The following is a 16,724-nucleotide window of genomic DNA, read 5'->3' as shown; positions in this document are numbered from 1 at the left end:
TAGTGGTTTAATAAGGCCAAGAAGTATAAAGGATTAATAATAAAGTTTATGGCGATCAAACGTTTATGGATTTCAACTTTGCTGATGCTCAGCACGGCGGCACAAGCAGACTCTTTCGCAGTATCGGATATAAAAATCGAAGGCTTGCAACGAGTTGCATTAGGTGCGGTATTACTCAAAATGCCAGTACGTGTAGGCGATACCGTTGATGAGCAGGATGCTTCCGCTATTATTCAAGCTTTGTACTCTTCGGGCAATTTTGAAGATGTGAAAGTCTACCGAGATGGTGATGTATTATTGGTGCAAGTGAAAGAGCGCCCAACCATCGCGGAAATTTCTTTTTCTGGTAACAAAGCGATTAAAGATGAGCAGCTGCAGCAGAACTTAGATGCCTCTAATATTCGAGTTGGTGAAGCGTTAGACCGCACCAAATTGAGTACAATTGAAAAGGGCTTAGAAGACTTTTACTACAGTGTTGGTAAATATAACGCGACCGTTAAAGCGGTTGTCACGCCGCTACCACGTAACCGTTCTGACCTGAAGTTTGTTTTTACTGAAGGCGTGTCAGCAAAAATTCAACAAATTAACTTTATTGGTAATGAAGTCTTTACCGATGATGAACTCCTTTCCCGTTTTGATTTGAATGCTGATGTGCCGTGGTGGAATTTCATGGCTGATGAAAAGTATCAAAAGCAAGTATTAGCGGGTGATATTGAAAAGTTACGTACTTATTACTTTGACCGTGGTTATTTGAAATTCCAAGTTTTATCGACTCAAGTTTCTATTTCACCAGATAAAAAAGGTGTGTACATCACGCTAAATGTGAGTGAAGGCGAACCGTATACCATCAAGGGAATTAAGTTCCGCGGTGATTTGATTGGTAAAGATTATGAATTTAATGCGATGGTGCCATTTGAAAATGGCGATACTTACAATGGTTCCATGGTAACCGCTCTTGAAGAAAGCATTAAGAAAACGCTAGGCGAATCTGGTTATGCTTATCCAAAAGTACAGACGATCCCTGAGTTTGATGACAAGAAGAAAGAAGTCACACTTACGGTTCAGGTTGATCCGGGTAACCGTATGTATGTACGTGATATTCGTTTCACTGGTAATAACATCACTAAAGATGAAGTGTTGCGTCGCGAAATGCGTCAAATGGAAAGTGGCTGGTTAAACTCTAAATCGGTTGAAACAGGTAAAGCTCGTTTAAACCGACTTGGCTTTTTTGAAACTGTTGATGTTCAAACACAACGTGTTCCAGGTACCGATGATCAAGTAGATATCGTATACAACGTAAAAGAAGCGAACTCAGGTAGTATTAACTTTGGTATTGGTTATGGCACTGAATCGGGCGTAAGTTTTCAGGTTGGTCTGCAGCAAGATAACTTTTTAGGAACCGGTAATCGTATTGGCATTAACGCGATGACCAATGATTACCAAAAAAATATCAGTTTAGAATACCGTGACCCATATTGGACTTTGGATGGCGTAAGCCTTGGTGGTAAGGTTTTCTACAACGAATTTGAAGCGTCGGATGCAGGCATCGTTGACTATACCAATAAAAGTTACGGTCTTGATCTGACTTGGGGTTTCCCACTAGATGAGCTGAACTATGTCGAATTAGGGATAGGTTACACTCATAAAAAAATTTCTAATATTGACCCATATGTTCAAAATGAAGGCTTCTTACAAACACAAAGTGAAGCTGGGAATTACGATGGCGATGAACTCAATGTTGATGATTTTGACGTTAATATTTCTTGGACTCGAAACAATTTAAATAGAGGTTACTTTCCAACGGCTGGTAACCACCAAAGGGCAACTTTTAAAATAACCGTACCTGGCTCTGACGTTCCATATTATAAAATCCAATATGATGCCAAGCAGTACATCCCATTGACTAAGAAACAAGACTTTACCTTATTGCTTCGTGGTCGATTAGGTTACGGTAATGGCTATGGCTCAACGAAAGGGAATGACAATTTGTTCCCATTCTATGAAAACTATTACGCTGGTGGTTTCTCTTCACTACGCGGCTTTGGTAATAACTCGGTAGGCCCTAGAGCTGTTTATGATGAAGGTGGTGGTAATGGTGGTAATAACCCTAATTATACTGCGACTGATGAATCGGTTGGTGGTAACGCCACTGCACTCGCCAGTATTGAGTTGATTGTACCAACGCCATTTGCTTCTGAAGAGGTGCAGCAATCGCTACGAACCAGTGTTTTTGTTGATATGGCGAGTGTTTGGGATACCGAATTTAAGTATCGAGATACCGATGCTAATATGGCGGGTAAAGATTACTATTATGATTATTCGGATCCATTTGCTATTCGCGCTTCTTATGGTGTCGCAATGCAGTGGATGTCACCGATGGGACCTTTGGTTTTCTCGATGGCGAAACCAATTAAAATTTATGAAGGTGATGATGAAGAATTCTTTACCTTTACGATTGGTCGAACTTTCTAACTTTTAGCTTTTTGTAAGGAAATGATTGTGAAAAAATTTATTAAAGTCGCTGGCATCAGCCTCGTTATTCTTACCTCGTCTTTAGCGGCTAATGCTGCTCAAGCTGCGGAAAAAATTGGCTATGTAAACACGGCGAAAGTTTTCCAAACGTTGCCGCAACGTGAGGCTATCGCTAAAAAACTTCAGTCTGAATTTAAAGACCAAAAAGCTAAGCTAGATTCTCTACAGAAAAAAATTCAGACTAAAATGGATAAAGCTCGCCGTGATGGTCAACTGCTAAGTGAAAACGATATGCGTAAACTGCAAATTGAAATTGGTTCACTTCAAGCGGAATACAAAGTACAAGCTCAATCTCTAGAGCATGATGCTAAACAACGTGAAGGCGCTGAGAAACAGAAGCTATTTGTAACTATTCAGGATGCAATTAAAAAAGTGTCTGAAAAACAAGGTTATGACATGGTTATTGATGCTCAAGCGCTTCAATATGCCAAACCTGACTCAGACATCACAGACGCTGTAATTAAAGAACTTAAATAATAGAAGCCGATAATGCCAAAACTTACTCTTGCTGAACTAGCAACGATTACTGGTGGTGAATTACATGGGAACGGTGAATTGACCGTTTCCAGTATCGCTGCTATGGATAAAGCGGGTGAAGGTCAAATTACCTTTTTGACTAACGCAAAATACCGTAAACACCTTGGTCAATGCCAAGCCACTGCGATTTTAATTAAATCCAGTGAATTGGAACTTTGCCAAACTAATGCGATTGTTGTCGCTGACCCTTATTTAGCGTTTGCGTTAATTGCGCAAGCTCTCGATACCACACCAGAGCCTGCTGAGCGAATTGAAGCGAGCGCTATTATTGCGCCTGATGCGATACTCGGAGAAGGGGTTTGTGTTGGCCATAATGCGGTGATTGAGTCCGGCGTTGTGTTGGGTGATAACGTTGTGATCGGCGCGGGTTGTTTTATTGGTAAAAATGCCAAAATTGGTGACAACTCAAAAATGTGGGCAAATGTTACCATTTACCATAATGTTGAAATCGGTAAGGCTTGCTTAATTCAATCCAACACAGTAATTGGTTCTGATGGTTTTGGTTATGCGAATAATCGTGGTGAGTGGGTTAAGATCCCTCAACTTGGTTCAGTAATTATTGGTAACCGCGTTGAAATTGGCTCTTGTACTACGATTGACCGTGGTGCGATCGACGATACGGTGATCGAAGATAACGTTATTATTGATAACCATATTCAGATTGCTCATAACGTGCATATTGGTTATGGCACCGCGATGGCTGGTTGTACCACTGTTGCAGGTAGTGTCAAAATTGGCAAGTACTGTATTATAGGCGGCGCTTCTGTGCTTAATGGACACATTGAGATTGCTGATGGTGTCACCATTACTGGTATGGGCATGGTAATGCGTAGTATCAGTGAAAAAGGAGTTTATTCTTCAGGTATTCCTTTGCAAACCAATAAAGAGTGGCGTAAGACAGCAGCTCGTACACTTAAAATCGATGAAATGCACAAACGTTTGAAAGCATTAGAAAAGAAAATAGAAGAGTAATTTTATCGGTCTGATTTATTTTCCATCTAGCTTCAAGGTGTTTTATATCGTAATAAAACACTGAACGATACCTATTGAAGCCAATTGGGATACCAAAGGCCTGCCCATCGCAGGTCTTTTTGTTTATAGCTAAATGAGTTCAGTATATAATTAGCTAAATTAGACCGACTTTGATGATTATTAATAGGATAATAATTTTGACTACAGAAAAGAAAACACTAGATATTACGGAAATTCGCGAACTTCTTCCTCATCGCTACCCATTCCTATTGATTGATCGTGTTACAGATTATGAAGAAGAGAAGTATCTAGTAGCCTTGAAAAATGTATCGGTAAACGAACCTCAGTTCACAGGTCATTTCCCGCAATTACCTATTTTTCCAGGTGTCCTTATTTTAGAAGCAATGGCTCAAGCCACGGGGTTATTGGCATTTAAATCGTTTGGTGCGCCAGCTGAAAATGAGTTGTACTATTTTGCCAGTATTGATAATGCGAAATTCCGCAAGCCAGTGGTACCAGGTGACCAATTGATTATAGAAGTTGAATTTATTAAAGATCGCCGTGGAATCGCACTATTTAATGGCGTAGCTAAGGTAGATGGCGCTGTTGTGTGTTCTGCTGAACTGAAATGTGCTCGTCGCGAATTTTAAAGGTAGCCTTATGATCCATGAAACTGCTCAAATTCACCCTTCTGCTGTTATTGAAGATGGTGTGAAGATTGCTGCCAACGTAAAAATTGGTCCTTTTACTTATATTGGTGCCGATGTTGAAATCGGCGAAGGCACTGAAATTTATTCTCACGTTGTAATAAAAGGCCCAACAGTCATTGGTAAAGAAAATAAAATTTACCAATTTGCTTCTATTGGTGAAGCATGTCAAGACTTGAAATACAAAGGTGAGCCAACCAAGTTAATCATTGGTGATCGTAATATTATTCGTGAAAGTGTGAGTATGCACCGTGGTACAACGCAAGATGAAGGCATTACACGAGTCGGCAGCGATAACCTATTTATGATCAATGTGCATGTTGCTCATGATTGTATTGTCGGTAACCGCTGTATTCTTGCGAATAATGCGACTCTGGCTGGCCACGTAACCGTTCGTGATTTCGCAATCATCGGTGGTATGTCTGCTGTGCATCAATTCTGTCAAATTGGTCAGCATAGTATGGTTGGTGGCGCGTCTGGTGTCGCTCAAGATGTTCCTCCATTTGTGATTGCACAAGGTAACCATGCCAAACCATACGGTGTAAATTTTGAAGGCTTAAAACGTCGTGGTTTCGAGAAAAAAGAAATCCATGCGATTCGCCGCGCTTATAAGTCACTGTATCGTAATAAAAATACGATAGAAGAAGCTAAGTTAGAAATGGCAGAAGATGCCGCTCAGTTTGAGTCTGTGCAAGCAATGATTGAGTTTATTGATTCTTCTAAGCGCGGTATTGTTCGTTAAGAACCGAGCTAGGATCGTAATCAATTATTAAGGTCAGAAGACCCTAAAGAGGCCCTTATCAATGCGGGCCTTTTTTATTAGGAAAGGTATATGAAGCGTCGATTAAGAATTGGTGTGGTCGCGGGGGAGTTATCCGGTGACACCTTAGGGGCGGGATTAATTCGTTCAATTAAAGCTATTCACCCAGATGCAGAGTTTGTTGGTATTGGTGGCCCACAAATGATCGAGGAAGGTTGCCAGTCATTGTTTGATATGGAAGAGCTTTCCGTGATGGGCTTAGTCGAAGTTCTTGGTCGATTATTTCGTATCCTGAAAATCAAAAAATCGATCGTGGATTATTTTAAGCAAAATCCACCGGATGTGTTTATTGGTATTGATGCTCCCGATTTTAATTTACGTGTTGAACTGGCATTAAAACAAGCGGGCATTAAAACCGTTCACTATGTTAGCCCTTCCGTTTGGGCTTGGCGTCAAAATCGCATTCATGGTATCGCCAAAGCCACCAATTTGGTGTTGGCGTTCTTGCCGTTTGAAAAAGCGTTTTATGACAAGTTCAATGTTCCTTGTGAGTTTATTGGCCATACCTTAGCCGATACGATCCCTATGCAAACGGATAAAGTTGCGGCAAGAGAGACATTAGGTTTAGCACAAGATAAAACCTGGTTAGCGGTGTTGCCGGGAAGCCGTAATGCTGAATTGAAAATGCTATGTGAACCATTTTTAAAAGCTTGCCAACAACTTGCCAAACAAAATCCAAACTTAGGTTTTGTGGTTGCATTGGTGAATCAAAAACGACGTGAGCAGTTTGAAGCCGCATGGAAAGAGTTTGCACCTGAACTGCATTTTGAACTTCGAGATGGCACCGCGCGTACTGTGATGGAAGCCTCCGATGTCGTGATGCTGGCATCCGGAACCGTTGCATTGGAATGCATGCTAGTCAATCGCCCGATGGTGGTCGGCTACCGAGTTAATGCATTAAGCGCATTTATTGCCCGCCGTATGTTAAAAACCGCGTATGTATCACTACCTAATATCTTGGCTGACAAAGAATTGGTCAAAGAATTCTTACAAGAAGAGTGCACGCCAGAAAACTTAGCCACAGAAGTGACTCGATTAATGAGTGATAAAGGGCAACAGATGCAAGATTCTTTTCATGAAATGCATCAGTGGATTCGTAAAGATGCGGATGTGCAGGCCGCTAAAGCGGTGCTAAATCTTATCGATGCAGAGAATCTTCAGTCAGAAAAAGAGACAAAACAATGAGTGTTGAACTACCTGAATTTGAATATCCCTCAGGCTTTAGTTTATTTGCTGGTGTCGATGAAGTCGGCCGTGGCCCGTTAGTTGGGGCTGTGGTGACTGCAGCGGTGATTCTTGATCCTAATAATCCCATTGAGGGATTAACCGACTCTAAAAAGTTGACCGAAAAAAAACGTCTAGCGTTATTGCCTGAAATTCAAGAGAAAGCATTAGCTTGGTCATTAGGTCGCTGTGAAGCGTGGGAAATTGATGAGCTTAATATCCTACAAGCGACCATGGTGGCGATGCAAAGAGCGGTTGCTGGATTAAAGATTAAGCCAGAATTTGTATTGATTGATGGTAACAGAACACCAGATTTGCCAATGGCAAGTGCTGCAGTCGTGAAAGGGGATTTACGTGTCGCCGAAATAAGCGCTGCATCGATCATTGCCAAAGTGGCTCGTGATGAAGAGATGAAGCAGCTTGATGCTAAGTACCCTATGTTTGGTTTTGCCAAGCACAATGGCTACCCAACTAAGGTACACATGCAAGCGATAGTCGATAATGATATCGCGCAAATGCCAGAGCTTTTGGCGCAATATCGCAAAAGTTATAAGCCAGTAAAGAAAGTATTAGCAATCTAACCCTTCGTACTTGAGGCAACAGTGTTGTTGACGGCGTTCATTCGGCCCAATTGAATAGACAAGCTATGTTCATGGGCCTCATTCAGTTGCCTCCTCACAGCAACGCCAATTACATTGGGTAGAACAACGAATAAAAGCGTTGTTGCGCTGGCTATTAACCCTTACACTTTCAACATTATCTAGCACTTTCATTAATAAAAGCTAAGTACAGTAAATTTATGTCTGATCCAAAGTTCGTACACCTGCGTGTTCACAGTGATTATTCGATGGTTGATGGCCTATCGAAAGTGCCGCCATTGGTTAAAAAAGTCGCCGAGCTTAATATGCCAGCGATGGCATTGACGGACTTTACCAATCTGTGTGGCTTGGTGAAATTTTATAGTACTGCTCATGGTTGTGGTATTAAGCCGATTATTGGTGCTGATTTTACCTTGCAATCGGACGACTTTGCCGATGAGCTAACCAAAATCACCGTTCTGGCCAAAAATAACGTCGGTTATAACAACCTAACGTTATTGATTTCTGAGGCCTATCAACGTGGCCATGTTCAACATCAGCCTGTCATCGATAAAGAATGGCTCGTGAACCATAAAGAAGGGTTAATTATCCTGTCTGGTGGTCGTGTCGGTGAAGTAGGGCGTGCGTTACTAAAAGGCAATCAACCGCTTGTTGAACGTTGTATCGATTTCTATCAAGAGCATTTCCCTGATCATTTCTATCTTGAGTTGACTCGAACAGGCCGTGCAGATGAAGAAAGTTACTTACACTTTGCCCTCGATATTGCAGAGCAGTATGACTTACCGGTTGTCGCCACTAATGAAGTGGTGTTTTTAACCTCTGAAGAGTTTGACGCCCATGAAATTCGCGTGGCCATTCATGATGGGTATACGTTAGAAGATCCTCGCCGTCCTAAAAATTACAGTCCTCAACAATATCTTCGTACTGAAGATGAAATGTGCGAGCTGTTTAAAGATATACCAGAAGCCCTGCAAAACAGTGTCGAAATTGCTAAACGTTGTAATGTCACCGTACGCTTAGGAGAATACTTCTTACCCAATTTCCCTACCGGTGACTTAACCATTGAAGACTTCTTGGTCAAAAAATCTCAAGAAGGCTTAGAAGAACGTTTAGAATTCTTATTCCCTGATGAAAAAGTTCGTTTAGAAAAGCGCCCAGACTATGACGAGCGTTTGCAAATCGAGCTGGATGTTATCAACCAAATGGGGTTCCCCGGTTATTTCTTGATCGTAATGGAGTTCATCCAATGGTCAAAAGATAACGATATTCCAGTTGGACCAGGTCGTGGTTCTGGTGCGGGTTCATTGGTGGCTTATGCGCTTAAAATTACCGACCTTGACCCGCTAGAATACGATTTACTATTCGAACGATTCTTGAACCCTGAACGTGTCTCTATGCCCGATTTTGATATCGATTTTTGTATGGATAAGCGCGATCGGGTAATCGATCACGTTGCCGAAATGTATGGTCGTGATGCGGTATCTCAGATCATTACGTTTGGCACCATGGCAGCCAAAGCGGTAATTCGCGATGTGGGTAGGGTGCTAGGGCATCCTTACGGCTTCGTTGATCGTATTTCAAAGCTCGTCCCACCCGATCCGGGAATGACATTAGCCAAAGCGTTTGATGCCGAACCTCAGTTGCCAGAGTTGTATGCGGCCGATGAAGATGTCAAAGAATTGATCGACATGTGTCGAATTCTGGAAGGGTGTACTCGAAATGCCGGTAAGCATGCCGGCGGGGTGGTGATTTCACCTACGACCATTACCGATTTCGCGCCTATTTATTGTGACTCGGAAGGTAATTTCCCTGTTACCCAGTTTGATAAAAATGATGTTGAAACGGCCGGTTTGGTTAAGTTTGACTTCTTAGGCCTGAGAACGTTAACCATTATCGATTGGGCATTAGGCTTAATTAACCCAAGGCTGAAAAAAGAAGGTAAAGATCCGGTTCGTATCGAAGCGATTCCTTTGGATGATCCGGCGTCATTCCGCTTACTGCAAAACTCAGAAACCACCGCGGTATTCCAGTTAGAATCGCGTGGCATGAAGGACTTGATCAAGCGCCTTCAACCAGACTGTTTTGAAGATATTATCGCTTTGGTGGCCTTGTTCCGTCCAGGTCCACTTCAATCTGGCATGGTAGATAACTTTATCGACCGTAAACATGGTCGAGAAGAAGTTTCTTATCCCGATTCAACATGGCAGCATGAATCTCTTAAAGAAACCTTAGAGCCAACCTATGGCATTATCTTGTACCAAGAACAGGTAATGCAAATCGCCCAGATTTTGGCAGGTTATACTCTCGGCGGCGCGGATATGCTGCGTCGTGCTATGGGTAAGAAAAAACCAGAAGAGATGGCGAAGCAACGTTCGATCTTTAAGTCCGGTGCTGAAAGCATCGGGGTGGATGGCGAGCTTGCCATGAAGATCTTTGACTTGGTAGAAAAGTTTGCCGGCTATGGTTTTAACAAATCCCACTCGGCAGCTTATGCACTGGTTTCTTATCAAACCTTGTGGTTAAAAACGCATTATCCTGCTGAATTTATGGCGGCGGTAATGACGGCCGATATGGACAACACCGAAAAAGTGGTGGGTCTGGTTGATGAATGCATTCGCATGAATCTTAAAGTGTTGCCACCGGATGTGAACTCAGGTTTGTACCGCTTTAATGTCAATGAAGATGGCGCGATTGTTTACGGTATTGGTGCGATAAAAGGGGTCGGTGAAGCTCCGATTGAAAATATTATCGCTTGCCGTGAACAAGGGGGGTATTTTAAAGATTTATTCGATTTTTGTGCTCGCGTTGATTTGAAAAAATGCAATAAGCGCGTGATTGAAAAACTGATTCAGGCGGGGGCTCTCGATCGCTTAGGGCCACACCGTGCGGCAATGATGGCGTCGCTGGACGAAGCGGTAAAAGCCGCTGGGCAATTCCATCAGGCTGAGTCATTTGGCCAGTCGGATATGTTTGGCGTATTGACAGAAGCGCCAGAAGAAGTTGAACAAGCCTATGCACAAGTGCCGAAATGGCCTGAAAAAGTGTGGTTAGAAGGTGAGCGTGCCACTTTAGGTCTATATTTGACGGGACACCCCGTTAATGCTTATCTGAAAGAGTTATCAAAATATACTCAATGCCGATTGAATGACTTGCAACCCACTCGCCGTGATCAATCGATGACAGTCGCTGGGTTAGTAATCGCTTCTCGTGTTATGACTACTAAACGTGGCACTCGTATTGGCCTAATGACGCTTGATGATCGTTCAGGTCGGCTTGAAGTGATGTTGTTCTCTGATGCCCTAGAGCGATATGCGGAATTGTTAGAACAAGACAAAATAGTGGTGGTTTCTGGACAGGTCAGCTTTGATGACTTCAACGGTGGGCTTAAGATGTCAGCCCGAGAAGTGATGAGTCTCGCGGATGCACGTGAAAAATATGCCAAAGGATTGTCGATTTCTTTAGAACAATCACAGATTGACGGTCAATTCTTTGAAAAATTTAGCCGAGCTTTAGAGCCTTATCGAGCTGGTACGGTACCAGTAAATATTTATTATCAACGCCAAGATGCAAGAGCAAAATTATCTCTTGGGGTTGAGTGGCGGGTAACACCTGACGATAATTTGTTAGATGAATTAAAACTTCTGATCGGTTCTAAGCAAGTAGAACTCGAATTTAACTAAAGAACAGGGCATTATTAACACATTGTTATTCAAATTAAGGATGGTTTGCTTCGGTTGACTTGCTCTTTTTGAATATTTTCAGTGACGCTCTGTATATTTTTTATCGCGGTTTATGGTTCAATACCTGAAAGTGATGAAAGAATTAAAATGATATAAAGGATCCATTGATGAGCCTAGATTCTCTTGAATTTGAAAAACCTATTGTTGAACTTGAAGCTAAAATTGAAGCTCTACGTGAGGTTTCACGCCACGGTGGCGATGCATCGGTTGATTTAGAAAAAGAAATTAATCAATTAGAAGCAAAATCTTTAGAGCTAAAGAAGAAGATCTTTAGTGATTTAGGCGCATGGCAAGTCGCTCAATTAGCTCGCCACCCAAAACGCCCATACACTCTCGATTATATTGAGCATGTTTTCACTGAGTTTGATGAGCTTGCTGGTGATCGTGCTTACGCTGATGATAAAGCGATTGTTGGGGGGCTAGCTCGTATTGAAGGCCGTCCAGTAATGGTGATTGGTCATCAGAAAGGTCGCGAGACCAAAGAAAAAGTACGTCGTAATTTTGGTATGCCTCGCCCTGAAGGTTACCGCAAAGCGTTGCGTTTAATGGAAATGGCAGAGCGTTTTAACATTCCTGTGATTACTTTTATTGATACTGCGGGGGCTTATCCTGGTGTTGGCGCTGAAGAGCGTGGTCAATCAGAAGCGATTGCTCGCAACTTAAAAGTGATGTCAGGTTTGAAAGTACCGGTTATTTGTAATGTTGTTGGTGAAGGCGGTTCGGGTGGTGCACTTGCTATCGGTGTTGGCGATTACGTCAACATGCTGCAATACTCAACGTATTCTGTTATCTCACCAGAAGGTTGTGCTTCGATTTTATGGCGTGATTCAGATAAAGCGCCGCAAGCTGCGGAAGCGATGGGTTTAGTTGCCCCTCGTCTTAAAGAGCTCGGCCTGATTGATACGGTAATCAGTGAGCCATTAGGTGGCGCTCATCGTGATTATGTCACTACGGCTGAAAATATGAAGGCGACGTTGCTGGCACAATTAGATGAAATTGAAGCATTAGATAATGATGACCGTTTGGAGCGTCGTTACCAGCGTCTAATGAGCTACGGTTACTGCTAAACTTGTTTAGCGATAACGATGACTAAAATGGTAAAGCGGGCTTAGGCTCGCTTTTTGCTTTTGTTTTTAGTGGGATTAACATGTTGTATCAAGGCTTTGTTCAGCGTTTATTGAACCATATCAGAGAGTCAACTCGTTTGGTGTTGGCGCTAAGTGGTGGGCTTGATTCTCGGGTCTTGTTGCATTTACTCGCACGATTTAAGCGTGATTATCCGCAATATGATTACTTAGCGGTGCATGTTCATCATGGATTAAGCGACAATGCTGATCATTGGTTAGCACGTTGTCAACAGTGGGCATGGCAGGCTGAAATACCATTTTTGGCCGAGCGGGTGAAACTAGAGTTAGGTAATCGTATTAGTTTAGAGCAAGCCGCTAGAACCGCTCGTTATTCGGCATTATCCAAATATATTGATAATGGTTCTGTGTTATTAACGGCACATCATCAAAGCGATCAACTGGAAACTTTTCTACTCGCGCTAAAGCGTGGCAGCGGCCCAAAAGGCTTATCTGCAATGGCAATGGAAGGTGAGTTTGAATCAGCACGCTTATTACGCCCTATGTTGGATACTGCTCGCTCTGACATGTCAGCTTATGCTAAGCAACATCAACTTGATTGGATAGAAGATGAGAGTAATCTTGATACGCGTTTTGACCGAAATTTTATTCGTCATCAAGTGGTCCCTATTTTAAAGCAGCGTTGGCCAAATATAGAAAAAACCGTATCTCGAAGTGCGGCGTTGTGTGCTCAGCAGGAAGCGTTATTAAAAGAGCTTCTGTATGACCGTTATACGCAAATGTGCGATCAAGATGGGGCAATATCCATTTCTTTATTAAAAGCACAGTCAGACGTCGCGAGAGGCGCGATATTAAGGCTTTGGTTGCAAGAGCAAGACTTTCCTATGCCGAGTGAAAAGCAGTTAAAACAAATGTGGCAAGATGTGGCTTTAGCTCAACCTGATGCTACTCCTGTTTTCTGTTATGGGAAAACCCATATTGGTCGTCATCAACAAAAGCTTTGGGTTTTTAATCAAGTGACAGATATTGCCCATCTAACTTTTGATTGGGACATCACTCAGCCATTAATTTTGCCCGACGGGTTAGGGCGTTTAGAATGTAGACCTTGCATTAATGAGACGAGTTTTAATATCGCAAGCTTAGAAGCTTTGAGTATTCAAACACTGTCACTTCCTGTCGGCTATACTCAAGTAGTCGTCAAGTTTAGCGCGACGGGTATTCATGCCCATCCTGAAGGGCGCCAACATGGACGTGGATTAAAAAAACTACTGCAAGAATATGGAATACCGGTTTGGCAGCGACAACGTATTCCTCTTTTAGTGAATGGAAAGGAATTGATTGCAGCCGCAGGTTTGTGTGTGTGCAAAGATTACAGTGGTGCCGATTACCAATTGATTTGGCATAAAAAATAACGGATTAGAGTCATCTAGGATTGTATCTTTTCACAATGTTAGATGAGGGGTATACTCTGAATAATTTGAGTGTTTTAGGGATAAGAACCAATGAAAAAAATTGAAGCAATCATCAAACCATTTAAGCTTGATGATGTACGTGAAGCATTAGCCGATGTTGGCATTACAGGTATGACAGTATCGGAAGTTAAAGGTTTTGGTCGTCAGAAAGGTCACACAGAACTATATCGTGGTGCCGAGTATATGGTTGACTTTCTACCTAAAGTGAAGCTTGAGATTGTCGTTTCTGACGATGTGGTAGATGAGTGTATTGATTGCATTATGCAAACCGCACAAACCGGTAAAATTGGTGATGGAAAAATCTTTGTCACTGAAGTCGAACGTGTGATTCGTATCCGTACCGGCGAAGAAGATGATGAAGCGGTGTAAGTTTACTTCAATAGTAACCACTGTTTAATGTAAAGTACTTAAGGAGGCGAATGCTTCCTTTTTTTATCCATTAAATTAGAGTTATTCGATGAAAATGAAGCATTGGTCGTTGGGGGGAGTAGCTATTGTCGCCCTTGGCGTTATTAGTTTTAATTCAATTTTTACCATTCCTAATCAACCGCAATTGATTTCAATTGATAAGCAGAGTTCACAATCGGATTGGTACTGTCATCAATCTGAACATCAAACATCTGCTATTGATATCAATGGCAGACTGAATGTTTTGGTATGGAATATTCATAAGCAAGCGGATCCTGATTGGCAGGGAGCGCTGGAGCGCTTTAGTGATAATAGACAGTTGATCCTACTTCAAGAAGCGAGTTTAACTGAGCCATTTAAACAATGGGTTAATCAACAATCTTGGGGAGCCAGTTACGTCAACGCATTTAAGGTATTTGGTACCAGTTCTGGTGTTGTGAATCTAGCGGCTCAATTACCAAATCGAGCGTGTGCCTATACCAGTGTTGAACCTTGGATTCAGTTACCTAAATCGGCGTTGTACGCTCGTTACTCCTTATCTAACGGGCAAGATTTGGTCGTTATCAATGTGCATGCGATTAACTTTACGATTGGAACAGTTGAGTTTACGCAGCAAGTTGAACGGTTAAAAGAAGCCGTTGATAAGCATCAAGGACCGTTACTTATTGCGGGAGATTTTAATACTTGGAGTGAAGCTAGGCTAAAAGAATTGCGTCAAATTATGCAAGCTTTACAAATGAAAGAAGTTGAATTTAAACCAGATCATCGCCGGTTATTTATTAATGATTTGGCTTTCGACCATGTCTTCTATCGTGATTTAAACCTAAAAATGGCGATATCACCCGTTACAATCGCTTCTGATCATAATCCAATGTTAGTGAGCTTTGAGTTGATTAAATAGTCATTCAACTCGGTGCTTTTAAGCCATAAAAAGAAAGCCTCGAATTAACGAGGCTTTCTTTTTTCTTATTATGTAAGCGTCGGGGGTTAAGTCCTTAAGCACTACCTACTTTAGTTACATCAACGTAAAGCTTTAATTTTTGACCTGGCTTTAGGTAGTCTTGTTTATCTAAACCATTCCAAGCGAGTACTTGGTGAGTTTGGACTTTAAATTTTTGTGCAATACTCCCCACGGTGTCACCTGAACGAACGTTATAGAAAACGGTGCGAACCACAGCACCGGTTTTATTTTCTTTCCAGATCACCAATTTTTGACCGACACGTAATGTATCTTTTGGTGCCATCCCATTCCACTTTGCTAGTGACTGAACAGATACGTTATTTTGTTTAGCAATAATCCAGAAGTTATCCCCATTTTTCACTTTGTATTCGGACTTTAATTGGCCACGTGAAGTCGATTGAATTTTCGCTAATCGATTGGTTGCACTTAAGGCGTATTGTTTATTATTTCGTGTGGAGCGCGGCACCATCAAATATTGGCCAACGCGGATATTTACATCGTCCATGTTGTTCGCCGTTTGAATTACTTTGGTGGTGGTTTGGTTGTTTTGTGCAATGACACTTAAGCTATCACCTGGTTTTACTTTATAACGAATCAGCTTAATACCTTTACCGCGATTTTTTTTTGCTTGTTCATTAAAGCGATCCACGCTGTCTAACGGGACTAAGAAAGCGTAAGGGCCAGTTGGTGAGGTTGCCCATTGGTTAAATGCTGGATTGTAGCTTTGTAATTCTTTTACAGAGATCCCTGCGTATTGAGCGGCAATGGCAAGGTCGAGCTGCTCTTTAGGATCAACTTGAGCCAATACAGGTTTATTCGGTATGGATGGAATATCAATGCCATATTCTTTTTGGTTAGCAAGTATGTCCGCTAACCCTAGCAGTTTAGGTACGTAGCCACGCGTTTCTTTCGGTAAGTCTAAAGAAAAGAAATCGGTCGGTTTACCGAGTTTTTTATTTTTTCGGATTGCGCTTGATACACGGCCACCACCACTGTTATAGGCAGCTATTGCATTTTCCCAGTCACCATCAAAGCGATCACCTAGGTACGTCATGTACTCTAGAGCGGCATCGGTAGCGGCGTTGACATCGCGTCGTCCGTCATACCAGTAATTTCGCTCTAAGCCAAATCGGTCAGCGGTGACGGGGACAAATTGCCACAAACCTGCCGCACTACCATATGAGTAGGCAAAAGGGTCAAACGCGCTTTCTACAACGGGTAATAGCGCAAGCTCTAGCGGTAAACCGCGATCTTCAATTTTTGTTGTGATGAGATATAAGAATGGCTCGGCGCGCTGAGAAACGGTTTTCAAATGGTCAGGATGTTTTAGGTACCATTTCCGGTAGTATTCAATACTCGGATCATCAGAAATTGGCAGCTTAAATTGCATAGCAATACGTTGCCATAAATCTTGCTGTTGTTGAGGTGTCAACTTGACGGGTTTTTGAACGGGTTTCGATGATTCAACCATTACAGTTTGGCTAGCTTTTTCCGGCGCATCGGTCTGTTGAACGGTGGATGTCGGCGTGCTTTGACAGCCTACTAATAGTAATGCCATAGCCCAAATGTATTTTGAATTCATTAAAACAACCTCTAAAAAACGGCTGCAAATGATACTTGGGTTTATGAATAAGTAGCAAGTGAGAATTGCCCTAAAACCCAATAAA

Annotated in this window: 13 protein-coding genes; 12 read left to right on the top strand and 1 reads right to left on the bottom strand. The window is 42.1% G+C overall.

From position 1 onward, the window contains the following. Positions 1-48: 48 nt before the first annotated feature. The 12 genes from bamA to VRUMOI_RS08885 all read left to right on the top strand — a co-directional run bounded on the left by bamA (position 49) and on the right by VRUMOI_RS08885 (position 14,997). Complete coding sequence (bamA, locus tag VRUMOI_RS08940) at positions 49-2,472, top strand: outer membrane protein assembly factor BamA (RefSeq protein ID WP_089140586.1); 2,424 nt, start codon at positions 49-51, stop codon at positions 2,470-2,472. A 27-nt stretch (positions 2,473-2,499) separates the two neighbouring features. Continuing rightward, positions 2,500-3,009 carry an OmpH family outer membrane protein gene (locus VRUMOI_RS08935; protein ID WP_089140625.1) on the top strand — a complete coding sequence of 170 codons (510 nt, stop codon included), beginning with the start codon at positions 2,500-2,502 and terminating at the stop codon, positions 3,007-3,009. Positions 3,010-3,021: 12 nt separating this feature from the next. Next, on the top strand, positions 3,022-4,041 hold the full coding sequence (lpxD, locus tag VRUMOI_RS08930) for a UDP-3-O-(3-hydroxymyristoyl)glucosamine N-acyltransferase (protein ID WP_089140587.1): 1,020 nt from the start codon (positions 3,022-3,024) through the stop codon (positions 4,039-4,041). A 197-nt stretch (positions 4,042-4,238) separates the two neighbouring features. Next, a complete protein-coding gene (fabZ, locus tag VRUMOI_RS08925; RefSeq protein ID WP_089140588.1) occupies positions 4,239-4,691 on the top strand; it encodes a 3-hydroxyacyl-ACP dehydratase FabZ in 453 nt (150 codons plus the stop codon). Between the two features lie 10 nt (positions 4,692-4,701). Continuing rightward, the gene (lpxA, locus tag VRUMOI_RS08920; protein WP_089140589.1) at positions 4,702-5,490 is read left to right on the top strand and encodes an acyl-ACP--UDP-N-acetylglucosamine O-acyltransferase; all 789 of its coding nucleotides are present in this window, start codon (positions 4,702-4,704) and stop codon (positions 5,488-5,490) included. A 90-nt stretch (positions 5,491-5,580) separates the two neighbouring features. After that, positions 5,581-6,753: a lipid-A-disaccharide synthase gene (gene lpxB, locus VRUMOI_RS08915; protein ID WP_089140590.1), complete on the top strand. Its 1,173-nt coding sequence runs from the start codon at positions 5,581-5,583 to the stop codon at positions 6,751-6,753. After that, the gene (gene rnhB, locus VRUMOI_RS08910) at positions 6,750-7,373 is read left to right on the top strand and encodes a ribonuclease HII (protein WP_089140591.1); all 624 of its coding nucleotides are present in this window, start codon (positions 6,750-6,752) and stop codon (positions 7,371-7,373) included. The genes lpxB and rnhB overlap by 4 nt, the downstream gene beginning before the upstream one ends. A 218-nt stretch (positions 7,374-7,591) precedes the next feature. Then, positions 7,592-11,071 carry a DNA polymerase III subunit alpha gene (gene dnaE / locus VRUMOI_RS08905; protein WP_089140592.1) on the top strand — a complete coding sequence of 1,160 codons (3,480 nt, stop codon included), beginning with the start codon at positions 7,592-7,594 and terminating at the stop codon, positions 11,069-11,071. A gap of 167 nt (positions 11,072-11,238) precedes the next feature. Next, positions 11,239-12,198: an acetyl-CoA carboxylase carboxyl transferase subunit alpha gene (accA, locus tag VRUMOI_RS08900; protein WP_089140593.1), complete on the top strand. Its 960-nt coding sequence runs from the start codon at positions 11,239-11,241 to the stop codon at positions 12,196-12,198. Positions 12,199-12,278: 80 nt separating this feature from the next. Next, positions 12,279-13,628 (top strand): tRNA lysidine(34) synthetase TilS, encoded by a 1,350-nt coding sequence (tilS, locus tag VRUMOI_RS08895; RefSeq protein WP_089140594.1) that lies wholly within the window; start codon positions 12,279-12,281, stop codon positions 13,626-13,628. 90 nt (positions 13,629-13,718) lie between these two features. Then, positions 13,719-14,057 carry a nitrogen regulatory protein P-II gene (glnB, locus tag VRUMOI_RS08890; protein ID WP_027696925.1) on the top strand — a complete coding sequence of 113 codons (339 nt, stop codon included), beginning with the start codon at positions 13,719-13,721 and terminating at the stop codon, positions 14,055-14,057. A gap of 88 nt (positions 14,058-14,145) precedes the next feature. Continuing rightward, entirely contained in the window at positions 14,146-14,997 is an 852-nt protein-coding gene (locus VRUMOI_RS08885) for an endonuclease/exonuclease/phosphatase family protein (protein ID WP_089140595.1), read from the top strand. Between the two features lie 94 nt (positions 14,998-15,091). Here VRUMOI_RS08885 and VRUMOI_RS08880 read toward each other — a convergent pair whose 3' ends face one another. Continuing rightward, positions 15,092-16,639, bottom strand: a complete 1,548-nt coding sequence (locus VRUMOI_RS08880; RefSeq protein WP_089140596.1) for a LysM peptidoglycan-binding domain-containing protein — start codon at positions 16,637-16,639, stop codon at positions 15,092-15,094. Positions 16,640-16,724 lie beyond the last annotated feature (85 nt).

This window comes from Vibrio rumoiensis, from assembly GCF_002218045.2.
In the GTDB taxonomy this organism is placed as follows: domain Bacteria; phylum Pseudomonadota; class Gammaproteobacteria; order Enterobacterales; family Vibrionaceae; genus Vibrio; species Vibrio rumoiensis.
Note: the sequence above shows the minus strand (reverse complement) of the source record. Positions and strands in the feature narration are given on the sequence as shown.